The sequence below is a fragment of the Novosphingobium sp. genome, from assembly GCF_027531025.1.
GTDB lineage: Bacteria > Pseudomonadota > Alphaproteobacteria > Sphingomonadales > Sphingomonadaceae > Novosphingobium.
Genome location: NZ_JAPZQX010000002.1, coordinates 165,206 through 181,894, shown reverse-complemented (window position 1 = coordinate 181,894; position 16,689 = coordinate 165,206). Strand labels below are relative to the sequence as shown.

Annotated in this window: 17 protein-coding genes; 6 read left to right on the top strand and 11 right to left on the bottom strand. The window is 66.4% G+C overall.

The genetic code is table 11. The features are described 5' to 3' along the window. The first annotated feature begins 67 nt into the window (after positions 1-67). Complete coding sequence (purS, locus tag O9281_RS01375; RefSeq protein ID WP_298181992.1) at positions 68-304, top strand: phosphoribosylformylglycinamidine synthase subunit PurS; 237 nt, start codon at positions 68-70, stop codon at positions 302-304. After that, a complete protein-coding gene (gene purQ, locus O9281_RS01370; RefSeq protein ID WP_298181990.1) occupies positions 301-978 on the top strand; it encodes a phosphoribosylformylglycinamidine synthase subunit PurQ in 678 nt (225 codons plus the stop codon). The genes purS and purQ overlap by 4 nt, the downstream gene beginning before the upstream one ends. Positions 979-993: 15 nt before the next feature. Here the strand turns inward: purQ and O9281_RS01365 are convergent, their stop codons facing one another. From O9281_RS01365 to glmU, 5 genes are all read right to left on the bottom strand, one after another. Further along, positions 994-3,297 (bottom strand): EAL domain-containing protein, encoded by a 2,304-nt coding sequence (locus O9281_RS01365; protein ID WP_298182587.1) that lies wholly within the window; start codon positions 3,295-3,297, stop codon positions 994-996. Positions 3,298-3,405: 108 nt separating this feature from the next. Continuing rightward, positions 3,406-5,229 carry a glutamine--fructose-6-phosphate transaminase (isomerizing) gene (glmS, locus tag O9281_RS01360; RefSeq protein ID WP_298181988.1) on the bottom strand — a complete coding sequence of 608 codons (1,824 nt, stop codon included), beginning with the start codon at positions 5,227-5,229 and terminating at the stop codon, positions 3,406-3,408. Between the two features lie 15 nt (positions 5,230-5,244). Continuing rightward, positions 5,245-5,613 (bottom strand): PIN domain-containing protein, encoded by a 369-nt coding sequence (locus O9281_RS01355; protein WP_298181986.1) that lies wholly within the window; start codon positions 5,611-5,613, stop codon positions 5,245-5,247. Then, entirely contained in the window at positions 5,610-5,795 is a 186-nt protein-coding gene (locus tag O9281_RS01350) for a ribbon-helix-helix protein, CopG family (RefSeq protein ID WP_298181985.1), read from the bottom strand. Before O9281_RS01350 ends, O9281_RS01355 begins: the two co-directional genes overlap by 4 nt. A gap of 41 nt (positions 5,796-5,836) precedes the next feature. Beyond that, complete coding sequence (gene glmU, locus O9281_RS01345; RefSeq protein WP_298181983.1) at positions 5,837-7,189, bottom strand: bifunctional UDP-N-acetylglucosamine diphosphorylase/glucosamine-1-phosphate N-acetyltransferase GlmU; 1,353 nt, start codon at positions 7,187-7,189, stop codon at positions 5,837-5,839. Between the two features lie 59 nt (positions 7,190-7,248). On the opposite strand from glmU, the gene O9281_RS01340 reads away from it, so the two are divergent. Then, the gene (locus tag O9281_RS01340) at positions 7,249-7,911 is read left to right on the top strand and encodes an HAD-IA family hydrolase (RefSeq protein WP_298181981.1); all 663 of its coding nucleotides are present in this window, start codon (positions 7,249-7,251) and stop codon (positions 7,909-7,911) included. A gap of 2 nt (positions 7,912-7,913) precedes the next feature. On the opposite strand, the gene O9281_RS01335 is transcribed toward O9281_RS01340, so the two are convergent. Next, complete coding sequence (locus O9281_RS01335) at positions 7,914-9,533, bottom strand: porin (protein WP_298181979.1); 1,620 nt, start codon at positions 9,531-9,533, stop codon at positions 7,914-7,916. A 219-nt stretch (positions 9,534-9,752) separates the two neighbouring features. Here O9281_RS01335 and O9281_RS01330 point away from each other — a divergent pair, with 219 nt between their 5' ends. After that, a complete protein-coding gene (locus tag O9281_RS01330) occupies positions 9,753-10,667 on the top strand; it encodes an SDR family NAD(P)-dependent oxidoreductase (RefSeq protein ID WP_298181977.1) in 915 nt (304 codons plus the stop codon). 87 nt (positions 10,668-10,754) lie between these two features. Here the strand turns inward: O9281_RS01330 and O9281_RS01325 are convergent, their stop codons facing one another. Genes O9281_RS01325 through O9281_RS01310 form a run of 4 tightly spaced genes read right to left on the bottom strand, consistent with a single transcriptional unit; the run spans position 10,755 to position 13,760 of the window. Continuing rightward, positions 10,755-11,102 carry a DUF2794 domain-containing protein gene (locus O9281_RS01325; RefSeq protein WP_298181975.1) on the bottom strand — a complete coding sequence of 116 codons (348 nt, stop codon included), beginning with the start codon at positions 11,100-11,102 and terminating at the stop codon, positions 10,755-10,757. After that, complete coding sequence (epsC, locus tag O9281_RS01320) at positions 11,099-11,830, bottom strand: serine O-acetyltransferase EpsC (RefSeq protein ID WP_298181973.1); 732 nt, start codon at positions 11,828-11,830, stop codon at positions 11,099-11,101. Before epsC ends, O9281_RS01325 begins: the two co-directional genes overlap by 4 nt. Before the next feature lie 41 nt (positions 11,831-11,871). Then, positions 11,872-12,486 carry an ATPase gene (locus O9281_RS01315; protein ID WP_298181971.1) on the bottom strand — a complete coding sequence of 205 codons (615 nt, stop codon included), beginning with the start codon at positions 12,484-12,486 and terminating at the stop codon, positions 11,872-11,874. Further along, positions 12,486-13,760 (bottom strand): heavy-metal-associated domain-containing protein, encoded by a 1,275-nt coding sequence (locus O9281_RS01310; RefSeq protein ID WP_298181969.1) that lies wholly within the window; start codon positions 13,758-13,760, stop codon positions 12,486-12,488. Before O9281_RS01310 ends, O9281_RS01315 begins: the two co-directional genes overlap by 1 nt. 71 nt (positions 13,761-13,831) lie before the next feature. Here O9281_RS01310 and purM point away from each other — a divergent pair, with 71 nt between their 5' ends. Beyond that, positions 13,832-14,923, top strand: a complete 1,092-nt coding sequence (gene purM, locus O9281_RS01305; RefSeq protein WP_298181966.1) for a phosphoribosylformylglycinamidine cyclo-ligase — start codon at positions 13,832-13,834, stop codon at positions 14,921-14,923. Next, on the top strand, positions 14,916-15,869 hold the full coding sequence (purN, locus tag O9281_RS01300; protein WP_298181965.1) for a phosphoribosylglycinamide formyltransferase: 954 nt from the start codon (positions 14,916-14,918) through the stop codon (positions 15,867-15,869). The genes purM and purN overlap by 8 nt, the downstream gene beginning before the upstream one ends. Here the strand turns inward: purN and mddA are convergent. After that, positions 15,866-16,597 carry a methanethiol S-methyltransferase gene (gene mddA / locus O9281_RS01295; RefSeq protein ID WP_298181963.1) on the bottom strand — a complete coding sequence of 244 codons (732 nt, stop codon included), beginning with the start codon at positions 16,595-16,597 and terminating at the stop codon, positions 15,866-15,868. The genes purN and mddA overlap by 4 nt on opposite strands. Positions 16,598-16,689: the final 92 nt, after the last annotated feature.

Here is a 16,689-nt window from a genome sequence, read left to right as displayed (position 1 = left end):
CTTGTCCGGCGCCCGCCGAAGCGCCATAGGCGCGGCGAGCGAATCCCCCTGTCCGAAAGGCTCCGCGATGAAGGTCCGCGTATTCGTTTCCCTCAAGAACGGCGTGCTCGACCCGCAGGGCCGGGCGATCCACCACGCGATCGAGGGCCTTGGCATCCACGGCGTGCAGGACGTGCGCGCCGGCAAGATGATCGAGCTGGAGGTCGATGCCAGCGTCACCGATGCCCAGCTTGAGGAAATGGCCAGCAAGCTGCTGACCAACACCGTAATCGAAAACTACCGCATCGAACGGGTGCAGCCGTGAGCTTTCGTTCGGCCGTGATCACCTTTCCCGGCTCGAACTGCGACCGGGACATGGCCGATGCGCTGGAAAAGGTTTCCGGCACCGCGCCGCACCGGGTGTGGCACGGCGATGCCGCCCTGCCCGATGGGCTGGACTTCATCGCCCTGCCCGGCGGCTTCTCCTATGGCGATTACCTGCGCTCTGGCGCCATGGCCGCGCGCAGCCCGATCATGCAGGCGGTGATCGCCGCCGCCAACCGGGGCGTGCCGGTGCTGGGCGTCTGCAACGGCTTCCAGGTGCTGACCGAAGCGGGCCTGCTGCCCGGTGCGCTGATGCGCAATGCCGGGATCCGCTTTGTCTGCCGCGAAGTGAAGCTGAAGGTGGAAAACGCGCAAAGCCTGTTCACCGCCGGTTACAGCGCCAGGCAGGAAATCGTGATCCCCGTGGCGCACCACGATGGCAACTATTTCGCCGATGCCGAAACGCTCGATCGGCTCGAAGGCGAAGGCCGGGTGGCGTTCCGCTATGCCGAGCAGGTGAACGGTTCGGCCCGCGATATCGCCGGGGTGCTCAATGCCGCTGGTAACGTCCTGGGCATGATGCCGCACCCCGAACGGGTGATCGAACCGGCCCAGGGCGGCACCGATGGCCGCGCGCTGTTCGAAAGCGCCGTGCGTGGTCTGGTCGCAGCCTGATTTATCGGGCTTGCGTTAGACAGCCTGACGCAGGTCCGATCGGGCGAACAACCCGCGCGCGTCGAGGGAGGACATCGGTCGGCCGAAGTAGTAACCCTGGATCTTGCGGCACCCCAGGCCACGGATGATCTCGAGCTCGCGCTCGGTCTCCACGCCCTCGGCCGTGGTCGACATGTCGAGGCTTTCCGCCATCGCCACCACGGCGCGAATGATCGCAAGGCTTTCCGGGCTGCCCGCCGAAGCGCCCTGCACGAAGCTGCGGTCGATCTTGATCGTCGAGAAGCGCAGGTTGCGGATATAGGCGAGCGAGGAATAGCCGGTGCCGAAATCGTCGAGCGCGATCCCGCAGCCCAGGGCCATGATCTGTTCCAGCGCGCGGCGGGCCAGGTTGGCATCACGCACGAAGATCGATTCGGTGACCTCGATCTCCAGCCGCTGCGGCGGCAGGCCCGAGGTCGACAGCGCGGTCACCACACTGGGGACGAAGCCCGGGTCGAGCAGCTGTTCGCCCGAAACGTTGACCGCCACCTTGACCTGGCCCGGCCAGTTCACGGCCTCGCGGCAAGCCTGGCGCAGCACCCATTCGCCGATCGGCACGATCAGCCGGGTATCCTCGGCCAGCGGGATGAACTTGGCAGGGCTGACCATGCCATGCTCTTCGCTCTTCCAGCGCAGCAGCGCCTCGAAGCTGACGATGGTTTCCTCGCGGGCATCGACCACCGGCTGGTAATTGAGGATGAACTCGTCGTTCTCCAGCGCCCGGCGCAGCGAGAACTCGAGCTTGCGGCGCTCTTCTGCGCTGGCGTGGAGTGAAGGCTCGTAATTGCAGTGCTGGCCGCCGCCCTCTTCCTTGGCGCGATACAGCGCCAGGTCGGCATTGCGCATCAGGGTCTCGACCGTGTTGCCATCACGCGGGCCGACTGCGGAACCGATACTGGCGCCGATGAAAAGGGTATGGTGGTCCACTTCGTAGGGCTGCGACAGCAGGTGAATCACCTGCTCGGCCACTTGCTGCATCCGCTGCTTATCGGACGCATCACGCACCACGATCGCGAATTCGTCACCGCCCAGGCGGCCGATCAGCTCATTGTCTGTCACAATCGACTTGAGACGCTCGGAAACGCGGGCCAGCAACTGGTCGCCGACCAGGTGGCCAAGCGTATCGTTGACCGCCTTGAACCGGTCGAGGTCGATCATCATGAAGGCGCACCTGGTGCGCCACTGGGCCGCATAGCGCAGGGCCTCGCCCAGCGCCTCGGTCAGCATCATGCGGTTGGGCAGGCTGGTCAGCGTATCGAAGCGCGCCATGTGGGCGATCTTCTCGGAGCTTTCGCGCTGCGCCGTGACATCCGAACCGACCCCGCGGAACCCGTCGAAGGCGCCCTTGTCATCGAACTTGGGCGTGCCGGACAGCTCCCACCAGCGCTTTTCGCCGTTGATGACAACGCGCACGATCAGGTTGGAGAAGCTTTCGCGCCGCTTCAACCGTTCGGCCAGATCGTGCAGGCTGGCCGGGAACTGGCCGGTTTCCCAGGCCGGACCGGCAATCAGCTGGACGAATGGCTTGCCGTCGATTTCTTCCGCCGTCTTGCCCAGGGCAAAGGCAAAGCGCGGGCTGACCGAACGGACCCGGCGGGTCGTATCGATCTGCCACAGCCAGTCGGCCTCGCCTTCCTCGAACTCGCGCAGCAGCAGCGAGACGACCTCGTTCTTTTCCGCCATGGCCGCTTCGGCCACCCGCGCGGTCAGGAACGAGCGGGCATTCTCGATCGAGCCGATCGCGATGACCGCCAGCCAGGCCAGGGTAACAAAGGCCATTTCGAACATGCCCGACCAAAGCAGGCTGACGATCGAAGCTGCGCCCACCACCCCTGCAAACAGCAGGTTGGCGAGGGGGACGGCCGGCAGGACCACGGCCGAGGCCGTCAGCAGCATGGCGGTGATCGCCCACATCTCCAGATGGGTGGTCACATCGCCGAAGGGCGCGAAGCCGATCATCGGCACGACCCAGGCCAGGGCATTGAGGATTGCCCCGAGCGACTGCCGCTTCACCTCGTCGCGCGACATCCGGCGCTGATCGGCATCGGCCAATGTGCTGTCGATCCGGATGCCGTGGTAAAGACTTGCACCGAGCACCAGAGCCCATGCAGCCAGCACGGCCGGATGAATCACCCCGGCATAAAGCCAAACCACGCCAAGCGCGGCAATGACCTGAGCCAGCACCCGTGCCTTGGCGACAGTCGCCAGGTTCGAATACTGAACGCCGCGCAGCCGGGCCCAATCCGCATCACCGGGGTCGGCGAGGCCAAGGACTGCCATCACCGGCAGTTCGCGGGGCAGGTTCGAAGTGGATGGACTGTTCTTGCTCACCCTTCCGGACATACCGGACAAATGTTAGCGTCGCGTAAACCCTGCCCTGTCGGATCGCTATTCCACCGTCACCGACTTCGCCAGGTTGCGGGGCTGGTCGACATCGGTGCCTTTCACACAGGCTACGTGATAGGCCAGCAGTTGCACCGGCACGGCATAGACCAGCGGCGCGATCAGTGGGTGGACCTTGGGCATCTCGATCGTGGCCAGGCACCCCTCGCCCGCCTCGTCCAGCCCTTCTCGGTCGGAAACCAGCACGATCTTGCCCCCCCGGGCGCGTACTTCCTGCATGTTCGAAACGGTCTTTTCGAACAAGGGACCGGACGGCGCGAGGACGATCACCGGCACGGCTTCGTCGATCAACGCGATCGGGCCGTGCTTCATCTCGCCCGAGGCATAGCCTTCGGCATGGATATAGCTGATTTCCTTGAGCTTCAGCGCGCCTTCCAGCGCCAACGGATAGTCCGGCCCGCGTCCCAGGTAGAGCACGTCGCGCGCCGGCGCGATCAGGTGGGCCATGGCCGCAATATCGGCATCGTGCGACAGGGCGGCATTGAGGCTGGCCGGGGCCTGCAGCAGGTGGTCGACCACCTCGGCCTCTTCCGCCCGGGCCATCCGCCCGCGCTTCACCGCCATGTGCGCGGCCAGCGCGGCCAGCACGGCCAGCTGACAGGTAAAGGCCTTGGTGCTGGCCACGCCGATTTCCGGCCCGGCATGGGTGGGCAGCAACAGGTCCGCCTCGCGGGCCATGGAGCTGGTCGGCACATTGACCACCACGGCGATGGTCTGTCCGGCGGCCTTGCAGTGGCGCAGCGCGGCCAGGGTATCGGCGGTCTCGCCGCTCTGCGAGATGAACAGCGCCAGCCCGCCCGGCTCCAGCACAGGGTCGCGATAGCGAAACTCGCTGGCGACATCGATGTCGACCGGCAGGCGCGCAAATTGCTCGAACCAGTACTTGGCGACCATCCCGGCATAGTAGCTGGTGCCGCAGGCCACGATCGTCACGCGGTTGATGCTGGACAGGTCGAAATCGAACTGTGGCAGGGCCACCGACTGATCGACCTGACGGATATAGCTCTTCAGCGTCTGCGCCACGACGGTGGGCTGCTCAAAGATTTCCTTCTGCATGAAGTGCTTGAAATTGCCCTTCTCCACCGCTGCCGCGGTCGCGCCGGACTGGGTGACAGGGCGCTCGACGGGCTGGTTCGCAGAGTCGAAAATCTGCGCGCCTTCACGCGTGATCACGACCCAGTCGCCTTCTTCAAGGTAGGTGATCTGCTGGGTCAGCGGGGCCAGCGCCAGTGCGTCCGAACCCAGATAGGTCTCGCCATCGGCATGCCCGACCACCAGCGGTGAGCCGAGCCGCGCGCCGATCAGCATGTCGGGATGATCCTTGAAGGCGATCGCCAGGGCAAAGGCTCCGCGCAGCTGCGGCAGGGTGGCCTTGACCGCCTCTTCCGGGCTGGCCCCCGCCTCGACCGCTTCCGACAGCAGGTGAGCGACAACTTCGGTATCGGTATCGCTCTCGAACTTGCGGCCGCGCGCGGTCAGCGCCTCGCGCAGTGGTTTGAAGTTCTCGATGATGCCGTTGTGAACCAGCGCCAGCACGTCGGTGGCGTGCGGGTGGGCATTCGCCGCGGTCGGCGCACCATGGGTGGCCCAGCGGGTGTGGGCGATCCCGACCGAGCCGGGCGCAGGATCGCGGGCCAGTTCCTTGACCAGGTTGAACAGCTTACCCGGGGCGCGGCGGCGGATCAGCTCACCATCGTGCAGGGTGCAGACCCCGGCGCTGTCATAGCCGCGGTATTCCATCCGCCGCAGGCCGTCGACCAGCCGCTCTGCCACCTCTTCCTTGCCGACGATGCCGATAATGCCGCACATGGGAACTTGCTTTCACTAGAGGGTATAGGGAACCCGGATGCCCGGCATGGTCGCTGGGAAATCGTGGGTATTGCGTGTCACGAGGATCCTGCCGGCTACTTGCGCCGAAGCCAGGATGACCGCGTTATCAATCGAAAGCCCGGGCCGCTGGCCGCGCAGCTGGGCGGCGCAGCGGGCGATCTCGTCGCTCACCTCGACCACGCCGAAATGCGAGAGGAACCCTTCGGCCCGCTGGACGTCATCGGGCTGGGCGCGCGACATGATCTCAATCCAGCTGAGGCGGCTGATGAAGCGCTGGCGATAGCGCTGCAACTCGGCGCCAGCCCCGCCATGGCCTTGCAAGGCATCCAGCAGGATCGCCGTGTCGAAGGCGGCAATCGTCACGATCCGCGCTCCTGCCCGGCCCAGATGCCGAAATAGCGCTCGATCCCCTGCTGCTCGGCCTGGGTGCGATAGGCCTGCACCGCCTCGCGCAGCACTGCTGCACGCGACTTGCCCTGCTCCGCTGCGCGGGCATCAAGCCACCGGATATCGTCTTCGGGCAGATCGGCGAGGATTCGAGTCATTGATATCTTGATATCATATCACGATATCATGTCAAGGCGTCCTAACCTTTCTTTTCGGCCTTCTTCTTTTTCATCGCGTCGTGGAACCGGTCGGCCCAGCCCGGCTTGACCAGCTGTTCGCCCCGCACGATCCGCAGTTCGCCGTCCATCACGTCGCGGGTCACCGCACTGCCAGCGGCGACGATCGCGTCGCGGCCGATCTTGACCGGGGCGACCAGCGCAGAGTTGGAGCCGATGAAGGCCCCTTCGCCAATCACGGTCTTGTACTTGAAATACCCATCGTAATTGCAGGTGATGGTCCCCGCGCCGATGTTCGCCCCCGCTCCTACCTCGGCATCGCCAATGTAGGACAGGTGGTTGGCCTTGGCGCCCTTGCCCATCGTGGCCTTCTTGACCTCGACGAAATTGCCGATCTTGACCTTTTCTTCCAGCACCGTGCCGGGCCGCAGGCGGGCATAGGGGCCGACTTCGACCCCGCTGGCCAGGTGCGCGCCCTCGATGTGGCAAAAGGCCCGGATCTTCACGCCATCGGCCACCTTCACGCCGGGGCCGAAGATCACGTTCGGCTCGACCAAAACGTCTCGGCCAAGCTTGGTATCCCAGGCGAACCACACCGCTTCCGGGGCGATCAGCGAGGCGCCATCGTCCATCGCCTGCCTGCGGCGGCGCTGCTGCCAGCGCAGTTCCGCCTCGGCCAGTTCGGCGCGGCTGTTGATGCCCATGACCTCGGATTCGGGGGCTTCGACCACCACGACCCGGCCGCCTTCGGCAATGGCATTGGTGGCGACGTCAGGGAGGTAGTATTCGCCCGCCGCGTTTTCGTTGCCGACCGCCTCGAGCAGCCGCCACATGTCCTTGCTGTGCGCGACAATAACGCCTGAATTACAGAGATTTACAGAACGCTCCTCAGGCGAGGCATCCTTGTGCTCGACCATCTTGCGGACAGTGCCATCGGCCTCGGCGATGATCCGACCATAGGCGGCGGTCGCGGCCGGGCGGAAGCCGAGTACGGCGACCTGCGCACCGCCAGTCACGGCATCGCAAAGGCGCCTTACAGTGTCACCCAGCAGGAATGGAACGTCACCAAAGCACACCACCACATGCCCTGAAAAGGCACTCAAGGCACCCTTGGCATGTAGCGCGGCGTGGGCCGTGCCGAGTTGCGGTTCCTGGACCACCACTTCGGCCCCGCTGCCCGCCAGGGCCGCCTCGATCTGCTCGCGCCGGTCCCCCGCAACGATCACCTGGCGGCTCGCGCCCGCCTCGCCGATCGACGCCAGCAGGTGGAGCAGCATCGGCCGCCCGGCGATCGGGTGCAGCACCTTGTGCAGGTCGCTTTTCATGCGGGTGCCCTTGCCCGCGGCAAGGACGATGACGGCAATCGGTTCGCTCATGCGCAAGCAATGCCACCAAACGCTTGCCGATTCCAGCAGGCTCCGCCACGGCACCGCAGATGACCACGATCCGCTTTGCCACCGTCGGTTTCGATCTTGACGGCACCCTGCTCGATACCTCGCGCGATCTGGGCGTCGCGCTCAACCATGCGCTGGCCGCGATCGACCGCCCGCCGGTGCCGGACGAGTCCGTGCAGAACCTGATCGGCGGCGGTTCCGGGCTGATGCTGCGCCGGGCTCTTGCGCTGACCGGCGGCGACGAGGGCATCGATTTCGAAGCATTGCGCCAGGTCCTGCTCGCCCATTACGAAGCGAACATTGCTGCCCACACCGCGCTTTATCCCGGCGGCGTGGCGATGCTCGACGCGCTGGACGAGCGCGGCGTGAAGATCGCGATGGTGACGAACAAGCCCCAGCACCTCGCGGTCAAGCTGCTCGGCGAGCTGGGCCTGCTGGACCGCTTTGCCTGCGTCATCGGCGGCGGGGCGGGTTTCCCGCTGAAGCCCGCGCCCGACGCGCTGCACGCGATGGTCGCGCGGTCAGGCGGCGGCGCGGCGGCCTATGTCGGCGATACCACCTTCGATACCGGCGCGGCGCTGGCGGCGGGCCTGCCCTGCGTGGCGGTCAGCTTCGGGTTCAACGACAAGCCGGTGAGGGAGCTGGGCGCCGCCGCGGTGATCGACCACTTCGACGCCCTGCTCCCCGCCCTCGCTGAACTCTGATCCTAGAAGTCGAACTGCAGGCGGCTCTGCAGCACGTTGACGCCGTAATTGCGCTGGTTGACCGGCAGGGTCGAAGCCGGATCAACGATCGCCGCCTGCGGCCCGCCTTCGACCTCGACCCGGCCATAGTTCAGCATCAGGCGCAGATAGTCGTTGAGGTACCAGTTCACGCCGACGATGTAGCTGGACTGGGTCCCGCCCCGGCCTAGGCGGCTGTTGAGCGCGGCCAGGGCGCTGGTGCCGGTGGTGAAATTGTTGGTCGGCCCGCCCACCAGGTCCTCGTCGGACAGGTCGAGGTGCTCATAGCGCGCGATCACCTGGATGCCGCCAGCCCCGCCCTTGCTTATAGGATCGAGCACCTTGGTCCGCGCCCAGGTGCCATCGCCGCGCTTGTAGCCGCGGGTTTCGCCGGTAAGGAAATAGCCCACTTCGCCATAGGCCCCGAAGAAGCCGGGGTTGGCGACCGGCACCACCGCCGAATTGCCGCCCGCGAAGGCATCGCTGCCGGTGGCCAGGTCGCCCGCACGATAGCCGCGCGCCTTCAGCCACTGCGCCTCGCTCGCGACGTGGAGCGGGCCGAAGATCCCGGCCGCTTCCACGCCCAGGATCGAATCCCCCTTGGCGGCAAAGCTGCCGGTATCGACAAACCGCACGTCGGTCAGCTGGCTGCCCGGCCGGGCCCGGTACCGGGCCAGCTGGTTGGTCGACGGCATGTTGACCCCGGTCGAGGTGCCGCCCGAGATGTTCGAGGCGAAATCGCGGTACTGGTAATTGACCCCCAGGTGCAGCTGGCCGCCCAGCGCCTTGGGCATCCAGGTCAGACGGCCCGCGCCGATCCAGCCATCGTTGTCGAGGCTGCTGTCCAGCGCATGGGCCGCGAACACGGCCACTTCGGCGCGCCAGTCATCGTTCTTGCCCCTGTAGGCCAGCGACGCGCCCAGGCGGCGCGAATTGAGGAAGGCATCGTTAAAGGTGGCGCGCTCGATCGTCGAGATATTGTTCGAGCTGGTGATCTGCTCGATCCCGTTGAGCGTTTCGAAATTGCCGACCCGCAGCACCAGGGGGGCATTACCCGGGCTGTAGGAGACAAAGAAGTCCGCCATGGCCACGCTACCATTGGCGAAATCGAGCTCGGCCTTGTAGCCGAGGCCACCCGGCATCGTGCCTTCGGCGCCAAGACGGGCACGGCGCACGCGCAGGTTGCCGCCCAGACTCGGGTTGGTCAGCGCGCCCGGCGAAGAGATGGTCCCGGCATCCAGATGCAGGCGGCCGCGCGGCTTGAAGCTCCAGCCATCCTTGGTGGCGATTTCGGGCGCGCCCTTCCAGTTGACGGCAAAGGCCGGTTCGGCCGGCTTCACGGGCTTGGCAGCCTCGGCCTTGACGGCTTCGGCCTGGGCCAGGGCAGTGGCGGCGCGGGCCTCGGCGCTTTCGGCGCGGGCCTTGGCCTGATCCAGCTGGCCTTCCAGCGTATCCACGCGGGCGGCCAGCGCCGCCATCTGGGCGCGCATGGCGGCCAGTTCCTCGCGCATGGCCGCATCTTCCTTGGCCCCTGCCAGCGCCGGGCTGGCCCAACCCAGCGAAACTGCCACCGCGATTGCCGAAATGCGCAGACCTGAATTCATCACGAAGTCCTTCCCTGACCTCAAATGTTACGATTCGCAGACTCACCTAGGACGGCCGGATGACAGGTTTGTGACAGTCGTCTGTCACCTGCCGCTACGGCACCCGTTACCACCGATCTACCCGGTTGAAAGGCAAGGCAAGCCGTGCCAGTGCAACCGCCGCCTCCCCGGCGGGACTCGACCAGTTTTCTGCCCAACCTTTTATCCGGAGCTAAGCCAATGACCATTTCTTTCAAGGATCGCGTTGCGATCGTTACCGGGGCCGGTGGCGGCCTGGGCCGCGCCTATGCGCTTGATCTTGCCCGCCGCGGCGCGAAGGTCGTCGTCAATGACCTGGGCGGTTCGCGCGATGGCACCGGCCATTCCGATGCCGCGCTGGCCGTAGTGGCCGAGATCGAGGCCATGGGCGGCGAAGCCATGTCGAACGGTGGCTCGGTCACTGAATACGAACAGATGGTCGAAATGGTCGCCAAGGCGAAGGAAAAGTGGGGCGGCGTCCACATCCTGATCAACAACGCCGGCATCCTGCGCGACAAGAGTTTCGCCAAGATGACCATGGATGACTGGAAGCTGGTGGTGGACGTTCACCTGAACGGCAGCGCCAACTGCACCAAGGCGGTGTGGGACCTGATGCGCGAGCAGGCCTATGGCCGCATCCTGATGACCGCCAGCAGCACCGGCCTGTTCGGCAACTTCGGCCAGGCCAATTATGGCGCGGCCAAGCTGGGTCTGGCTGGTTTCACCAAGACCCTGGCGCTGGAAGGTGCGAAGTACAACGTGCGGATCAACACCCTGGCCCCGGTGGCCGGCACCCGCATGACCGAAGACCTCGGCATGCCCGAAGCCTTCTTCAAGATGCTGGCGCCCGAGAACGTCGCCCCGATGGCGCTCTACCTCGTCAGCGAAGACGCACCGACCAACATGATCTGCGGCGCGGGCGCCGGTGCCTATCACGCGGCCTATGTCACCCTGACCCCGGGCGTGGCCCTGCCCGCGGACGAGCGCACCCCCGAAGGGATCGCCGCGCACTGGGACCAGATCATCGACCGCACTGGCGAAATCGTCCCCCAGTCGGGCGGCGAACAGAGCCAGGTGGTGATGGCCGCCCTCGGCAAGCTGGGCCCGATCGGCTGACCCCAGCCCTCCGGCTGCACCAAAGACCCGCGCGGAAGGCCCCGGCTTTCCGCGCGGTTTTTTGTTCTGGGGGGAATGGGCGGGAGGCTAGCTCTCCACCACTTTCAGCAGTCGCCGTTCCAGCGGGAAAAGCACGCTGGTCAGTTCGTGGCCGCGTTTCAGCACCTGGCCGCCTTCGCCATAAAGCGTCCACATGCCCTGCTTGGCGCGCAGCGCGGGGCGTTTCTCGATCCGGGCCTCGGGGCGTTCGGCTGTGCGGCGAAAGGCGCTGAAGCTGGCGGCATCCTTCGCGAAATCCATCGCATAGTCGCGCCACAGCCCGGCCGCGACCATCCGGCCATAGAGATCAAGGATCCGTTGCAGTTCGTCCCGTTCGAACCCGACCTGCGCGGGACGGACCGCGTGGAGGGGAAAGGGGGTGACGGTGCCGCTCAAGCCGTCTTGGCCTCATCCGATCCGGGTTTGGCCCGTTTGCGACCGGCCTCTTCCTTGGCGGCGCGGGCATCGCGCTCTTCCAGCAATTGCGCCACCCGCTTTTGCAGGGTCTCGATCTCGCACTGGAGAATCTCGAGCTTCTGCGTTGCCGGATCGAACCGTTCGCTGCACGGCGTGCCATAGGGGACAAAGGCCTGGGTTTCGGGCTTCACTTCCACCGGGGTGGGCTTGGCCGGGATGCCCAGCATGGTCGCGCCTTCGGGCACGTCCTTAGTCACCACCGCATTGGCCCCGATCCGCGCCCCGTTGCCGACATGGATCGGGCCGAGAATGGCCGCGCCCAAGCTGATGATCACGCCATCGCCGATGGTCGGATGGCGCTTACCACCGACGCCATTGGTGGGGTTGGTGCCGCCCAGGGTCGAACCCTGGTACATGGTCACATTGTCACCAATCTCGGCCGTCTCGCCGATCACCACGAAGCCGTGGTCGATGAAGAAATTGCGCCCGATCTTCGCACCAGGGTGAATGTCGATCGCGGTCAGGAAGCGGCCGAAGTGGTTCACCAGCCGGGCTGGGAAGAACAGCCGCGCGTTGAACAAGGCGTGCGCCACGCGGTGGAACCCCAGCGCCCAGACGCCCGGATAAAGCAGGATTTCCCACCGCGAACGGACAGCCGGATCGCGGGCCCGGATCGAATCGAGGTAAGTAATGAAACGTCCCGGCATGATCTTCCCCATCCGCCGTTAAATCTCCCACAGGGCACCGCTCAAAGCAAGCGGGGCTCCTGCGGGCCAAGGATTTCCTCCAGCGCGGCCCGCCAGATGGCTGGTCCGGGGGCCTGCTTGCGCTCGAGGCTGAGCCGGTCGATCGTGCTGACCACCTGCTCGGCGCCCATGTGGGTACGCTCGATCCGCGGGACAAGATAGGCCGCCGCATCGGGCCCCAGCGGCAGGTCGCGCTGCTCGGCATGGACCGCAATCAGCTCGGCCAGCATGGCATCGTCGGGCGCGCCGATTTCGAGCTGGAGCGCGGCGCCGAGGCGCGAGGCAAGGTCCGGCAGGGCGATGTGCCAGCCCCCGGGGGCAGCGCTGCCGACCACCAGCAAAGGCCGCCCGCTTTCCTGCGCGCGATTCCAGCGGTGGAACAGTTCGGTCTCGTCGATCCGGTCGGCATCGTCGACCGCCTCCCCGGCCCCGCTCTCCTCGAACCAGCGTGCGATCAGCGACTTGCCCGAACGCGGCGGGCCGAGCAGCACGGCGGTGCGGAAGGGCCAGCCGTCGGCCGCCGCGCAGGCTTCGAGCACGGCCAGGTTGGCGGAACCAACGACAATGCGGCTGGGGCCCGCCCCGGCGGAGTGGAGAGGCAGCGCGATCTGGCTCATCAGCGGCGGATCGACAGCGCGTTCGGGCCCATCGTCACGCGCCAGCCGCGGGCGCGCAGGGCATCGGCCAGCGCGGCCAGCTCGCCCGCATAGGTCACCCGCATGACCGAGGTGCCGCCCATCGCGATGCTGGTGGTCGCCGCCCCCTGCACCCCCGGCGCGCCGCGCACCGCCGCCAGGGCGGCATCGACCGCCGCCGCATCGGGCGAGGCGAACTGGACGGTGAAGGTGGAGATGACCGCCGGCGTGGTTGGCGCGGCGCTGGGCGTGGCGGTGGGCTCGCCCTCGGTCGCGGTGGCAGCCTGTTCGGCCTGGCGCGCCGCCTCGATCAGCGCGGCAAGGCCCGCATCCATCGCCCCACCGTGGTTGAGCGTGGCATCGGGCTTCAGCAGCCCCTGCGACAGCGCGCGGGCATAGATCGCGTCAATCCGCTGCACCGCCGTGGTGAGCATGGCAGGAACGCCCGCCTCGTCATTGGCGGTCAGCGTGAAGCTTTCGAGGAACTTGTTGTCCGGGCCGTAGCGCGCGGTGAAGGTGCCGCGTACCGGGCCGCCAGGCCATTGCCGCTCCAGCCGGGCCTCGGGCACGATCACGTCTGCGGCGCGGAACTGGTCCAGCACGTTGCGCCACCAGGCGCGGCTGCGGCGCTGGGGCTGGCCGGCGGTGATCAGCAGCGAATCGCCCCCCGATCCGGTGGGACGGACATAGTCGATCGGGCTGTTCCCGGCCTGGAACGCGGCCCAGGCGGCCTGCCAGGGGCCACGCACTTCGTAGACCTGGCTGGCCCCGCCCGAGCGCAGCACCGGGATCACCAGCAGCGGGGCGGAGCTTTGCCCGACGGTGCCGCGGCTGGCGCCAAGGTATTGCCCGGCCCGGGCGCGATCGAACACTACGCCCAGCGTCGCGATATAGCGGCGGGGGCCGACCTGCTCGCGCTCGATCACCACGGCCGAGACCATGCTTTCGATCGTGGCCTCGTCCATCGACGGACCACCGGCCTTCTCCCAGGCCTTTTTCTGCGCCTGTTTCCAGCCGTTAAGCCTGGCTTCGGCTGCCGAACTGCCCGTCGCCTCGACCGCGATACCGCTGACCTGGATGTCGGTCGTGGCTGCGACTGGCGTGATCCCACGATCGCCCTCGACCTGCGCGATCAGCCGCTCCGGCCCGATCGCTACAAGTGCGACAGCCAGCAGGGAGCCGAGCCCGCCCAGCAGGGTGGCGGCGGGGCCGGGACGCCAGCGGCGCGGCAAGGTTGGGGTGAATGCGACAGCCATCGGGGAAAACCGCTGGCCTTTTGCCCAATCATCCGTGGAAATCCAAGCCGGAAAGCGTTAGGCGCCTGCGCATGGCGGAAAAGTCCTACACTTATGAAACGGCCGGCGTCTCGATCGCGGCAGGAAACGCGTTGGTAAAGGCCATTGGCCCGCTGGTGAAAGCCACCGCGCGGCCCGGCGCCGATGCCGAGATCGGGGGCTTCGGCGGCTTCTTCGATCCCAAGGCGGCCGGCTACAAGGACCCGCTGCTGGTCGCCGCCAACGATGGTGTCGGCACCAAGGTCAAGCTGGCGATCGACCATGACCGGCATGACCGGATCGGCGAGGACCTGGTCGCCATGTGCGTCAACGACCTGATCGTCCAGGGCGCCGAACCGCTGTTCTTCCTCGACTACTTCGCGACCGGCAAGCTGGAGAACGGCGTGGCCGAGCGCGTCGTTGCCGGGATTGCCGAGGGCTGCAAGATCGCCGGCTGCGCACTGATCGGCGGCGAGACGGCGGAAATGCCGGGGATGTATGCCGCCGGTGATTATGACCTTGCCGGTTTCTGCGTCGGCGCGGTCGAGCGCGGCGAGCAACTGACCGGAGACAAGGTGGCGGCTGGCGACGTGCTGCTGGGCCTCGCCTCGTCGGGCGTCCATTCCAACGGCTATTCGCTGGTCCGGCGTCTGGCGGCGGACAAGGGCTGGAAGCTGGACCGCCCCGCCCTGTTCGATCCCGACCGCCTGCTGATCGACCATCTGATCGAGCCGACCCGGATTTACGTGAAGAGCCTGCTGCCGGTGATCCGCAGTGGCCGGATCCACGCCCTCGCCCACATCACCGGCGGCGGCCTCCTCGAAAACGTCCCGCGCGTGCTGCCCGAGGGGCTCCATGCCCGGATCGACGCCGATGCCTGGGCCCAGCCGCGGCTGATGGCCTTCCTGCAAGCCCAGGGCAATATCGAGCCCGCGGAAATGGCCCGCACCTTCAACTGCGGGATCGGCATGGTCCTGGCCGTCAGCGCCGACGATGTGCCGGGCCTGATCGCCGAGCTGCAGGCCGCGGGTGAGACGGTCCACGTGATCGGCGCGATCGAGCCGGGCCAGCGCGGCTGCACCGTGCAGGGTTCGGACGAGGCCTGGTCGGCCCGCACCGCCTGGGAAGCGGTGCATCTTGCCTGAACGGGCTAAAGTCGCCGTCCTGATTTCGGGCAGCGGCACCAATATGGCCGCGCTGCTCTATGCTGCCCGCGCGGCGGACTGCCCCTATGAGATCGTGCTGGTCGCTTCCAACAACCCGGATGCGGGCGGGCTGACCTTGGCCGCGGCCGAGGGCGTGCCGACCTTTGCTCTACCCCACAAGGGCATGGAACGGGCGGCGCATGATCAGGCGATGGATGCAGCGATCCGCGCGAGCGGCGCGCAGTTCGTGGCGCTGGCCGGTTACATGCGGATCCTCACGCCCGAATTCGTCAGCGGCTGGGAAGGCCGGATGGTCAATATCCACCCCAGCCTGCTGCCAAAGTACAAGGGCCTTCACACCCATGAACGTGCGATCGAGGCTGGCGACAGCCACGGCGGCTGCACTGTCCACCTGGTCACGGCCGAACTCGATGACGGGCCGATCCTGGGCCAGACCCCGGTGGCGATCCTGCCGGGCGATACGGCGGACAGCCTCGCCGCGCGGGTGCTGATTGCCGAACACCAGCTCTATTCGCGCTGCCTGGCCGCACTGGTCAGCCGCGAGACTGCGCCGGAATACCTGGTCCAGCAAGTGCGCGAACGCGCCCTCACCCTGCCCGAAGCGGACGAGGTGGTCAGCCACGGCATGCCCTGCTTCGGGATCATCAAGGGCAAGAAGTTCGCCTATGTCAGCCTCGATCACCACGGCGATGGCAAGACCGCGCTGCTGGTCAAGATCAGCGGGCCCGACGAACAGGCCCAGCTGATCGAAAACGACCCCGCACGCTATTACCGCCCGGCCTACTTCGGCGATGGCTGGATCGCCATGCGGCTCGACCTTGGCCGCAACGACTGGGACGAGATCGGCGAATGGCTGGCGCGTTCATGGCGCAGCGTGGCGCCGAAGAAGCTGACCAGCCTGATCGACGCCGCCGACGCGTTCTAGCCCTTGCCCATTCCCGGGATCACCTTGCCGACCTTTTGGCGGTAAGCCGCATAGTCCGCGCCGAAGGTACCGATCAGGTCGCGCTCTTCATGGTGAATGCCGATGAAGATGTAGACCGTCATGCCCGCAGCAAACAGCAAGTGTCCGGCGGTCATCGTTGGCGCGGCCCAGAAGGCAATCAGGAAGCCGGTGTAGATGGGATGGCGCACCAGCTTGTAGAACAAAGGCGTGCGCATCGTCGGCGCGGCCGGATTGCTCCCCGGCCCGCTGTTCCAAGCCTGCGCCAGACCAAACAGTTCGAAGTGGTTGATCAGCCAGGTGCTGATGAACACGATGCCGAACCCGGCGAGGAACAGGGCCCAGATCAGGTTTCGGCCAAGCGGATTGGCAATGTCCCAGATCACGGTCGGGATCGGGTGCCAGAACCTGTAAAGCAGACCCAGCACGACCGCTGATGCGAGGCAGTAGATACTGCGCTCAAGCGGTTCGGGGACAAGCCGCGTCAGGCCAGCCTTGAAACCCTTGCGGGCCATGACGCTGTGCTGGATGCCGAACAAGGCGATCAGACCGACGTTCCAGACCATCGCCATGGCTGGAGCGGCTGCCATGCCTTTATCGACATGGGTGGGCAGCAGCGGGATACCCGCCAGAAACCCAACGAGATAGACGAAGGCGAGGAAGAAGGCCGTGTAACAGGCCAAAGCCACCAGCATATAGATTGCGCGCATTGTCGTTCCTCCTGTCTTCACGACCCGGAGGGGCAAGAGCTGGCGAGTCTTGGCTGCCCCAAAGATGGCTCGCCAGCATGGAGGGATGATCG

Bases quoted from the DNA above. Each gene is read 5' to 3' on its own strand.
- O9281_RS01340 (WP_298181981.1), top strand. From the start codon at position 7,249: ATGACCACGATCCGCTTTGCCACCGTCGGTTTCGATCTTGACGGCACC.
- O9281_RS01330 (WP_298181977.1), top strand. From the start codon at position 9,753: ATGACCATTTCTTTCAAGGATCGCGTTGCGATCGTTACCGGGGCCGGT.
- O9281_RS01310 (WP_298181969.1), bottom strand. From the start codon at position 13,760: ATGGCTGTCGCATTCACCCCAACCTTGCCGCGCCGCTGGCGTCCCGGC.
- O9281_RS01365 (WP_298182587.1), bottom strand. From the start codon at position 3,297: ATGGCAGTCCTTGGCCTCGCCGACCCCGGTGATGCGGATTGGGCCCGG.
- purM (WP_298181966.1), top strand. From the start codon at position 13,832: ATGGCGGAAAAGTCCTACACTTATGAAACGGCCGGCGTCTCGATCGCG.
- glmS (WP_298181988.1), bottom strand. From the start codon at position 5,229: ATGTGCGGCATTATCGGCATCGTCGGCAAGGAAGAGGTGGCAGAGCGG.
- glmU (WP_298181983.1), bottom strand. From the start codon at position 7,189: ATGAGCGAACCGATTGCCGTCATCGTCCTTGCCGCGGGCAAGGGCACC.
- mddA (WP_298181963.1), bottom strand. From the start codon at position 16,597: ATGCGCGCAATCTATATGCTGGTGGCTTTGGCCTGTTACACGGCCTTC.
- O9281_RS01315 (WP_298181971.1), bottom strand. From the start codon at position 12,486: ATGAGCCAGATCGCGCTGCCTCTCCACTCCGCCGGGGCGGGCCCCAGC.
- O9281_RS01350 (WP_298181985.1), bottom strand. From the start codon at position 5,795: ATGACTCGAATCCTCGCCGATCTGCCCGAAGACGATATCCGGTGGCTT.
- epsC (WP_298181973.1), bottom strand. From the start codon at position 11,830: ATGCCGGGACGTTTCATTACTTACCTCGATTCGATCCGGGCCCGCGAT.
- O9281_RS01335 (WP_298181979.1), bottom strand. From the start codon at position 9,533: ATGAATTCAGGTCTGCGCATTTCGGCAATCGCGGTGGCAGTTTCGCTG.
- purS (WP_298181992.1), top strand. From the start codon at position 68: ATGAAGGTCCGCGTATTCGTTTCCCTCAAGAACGGCGTGCTCGACCCG.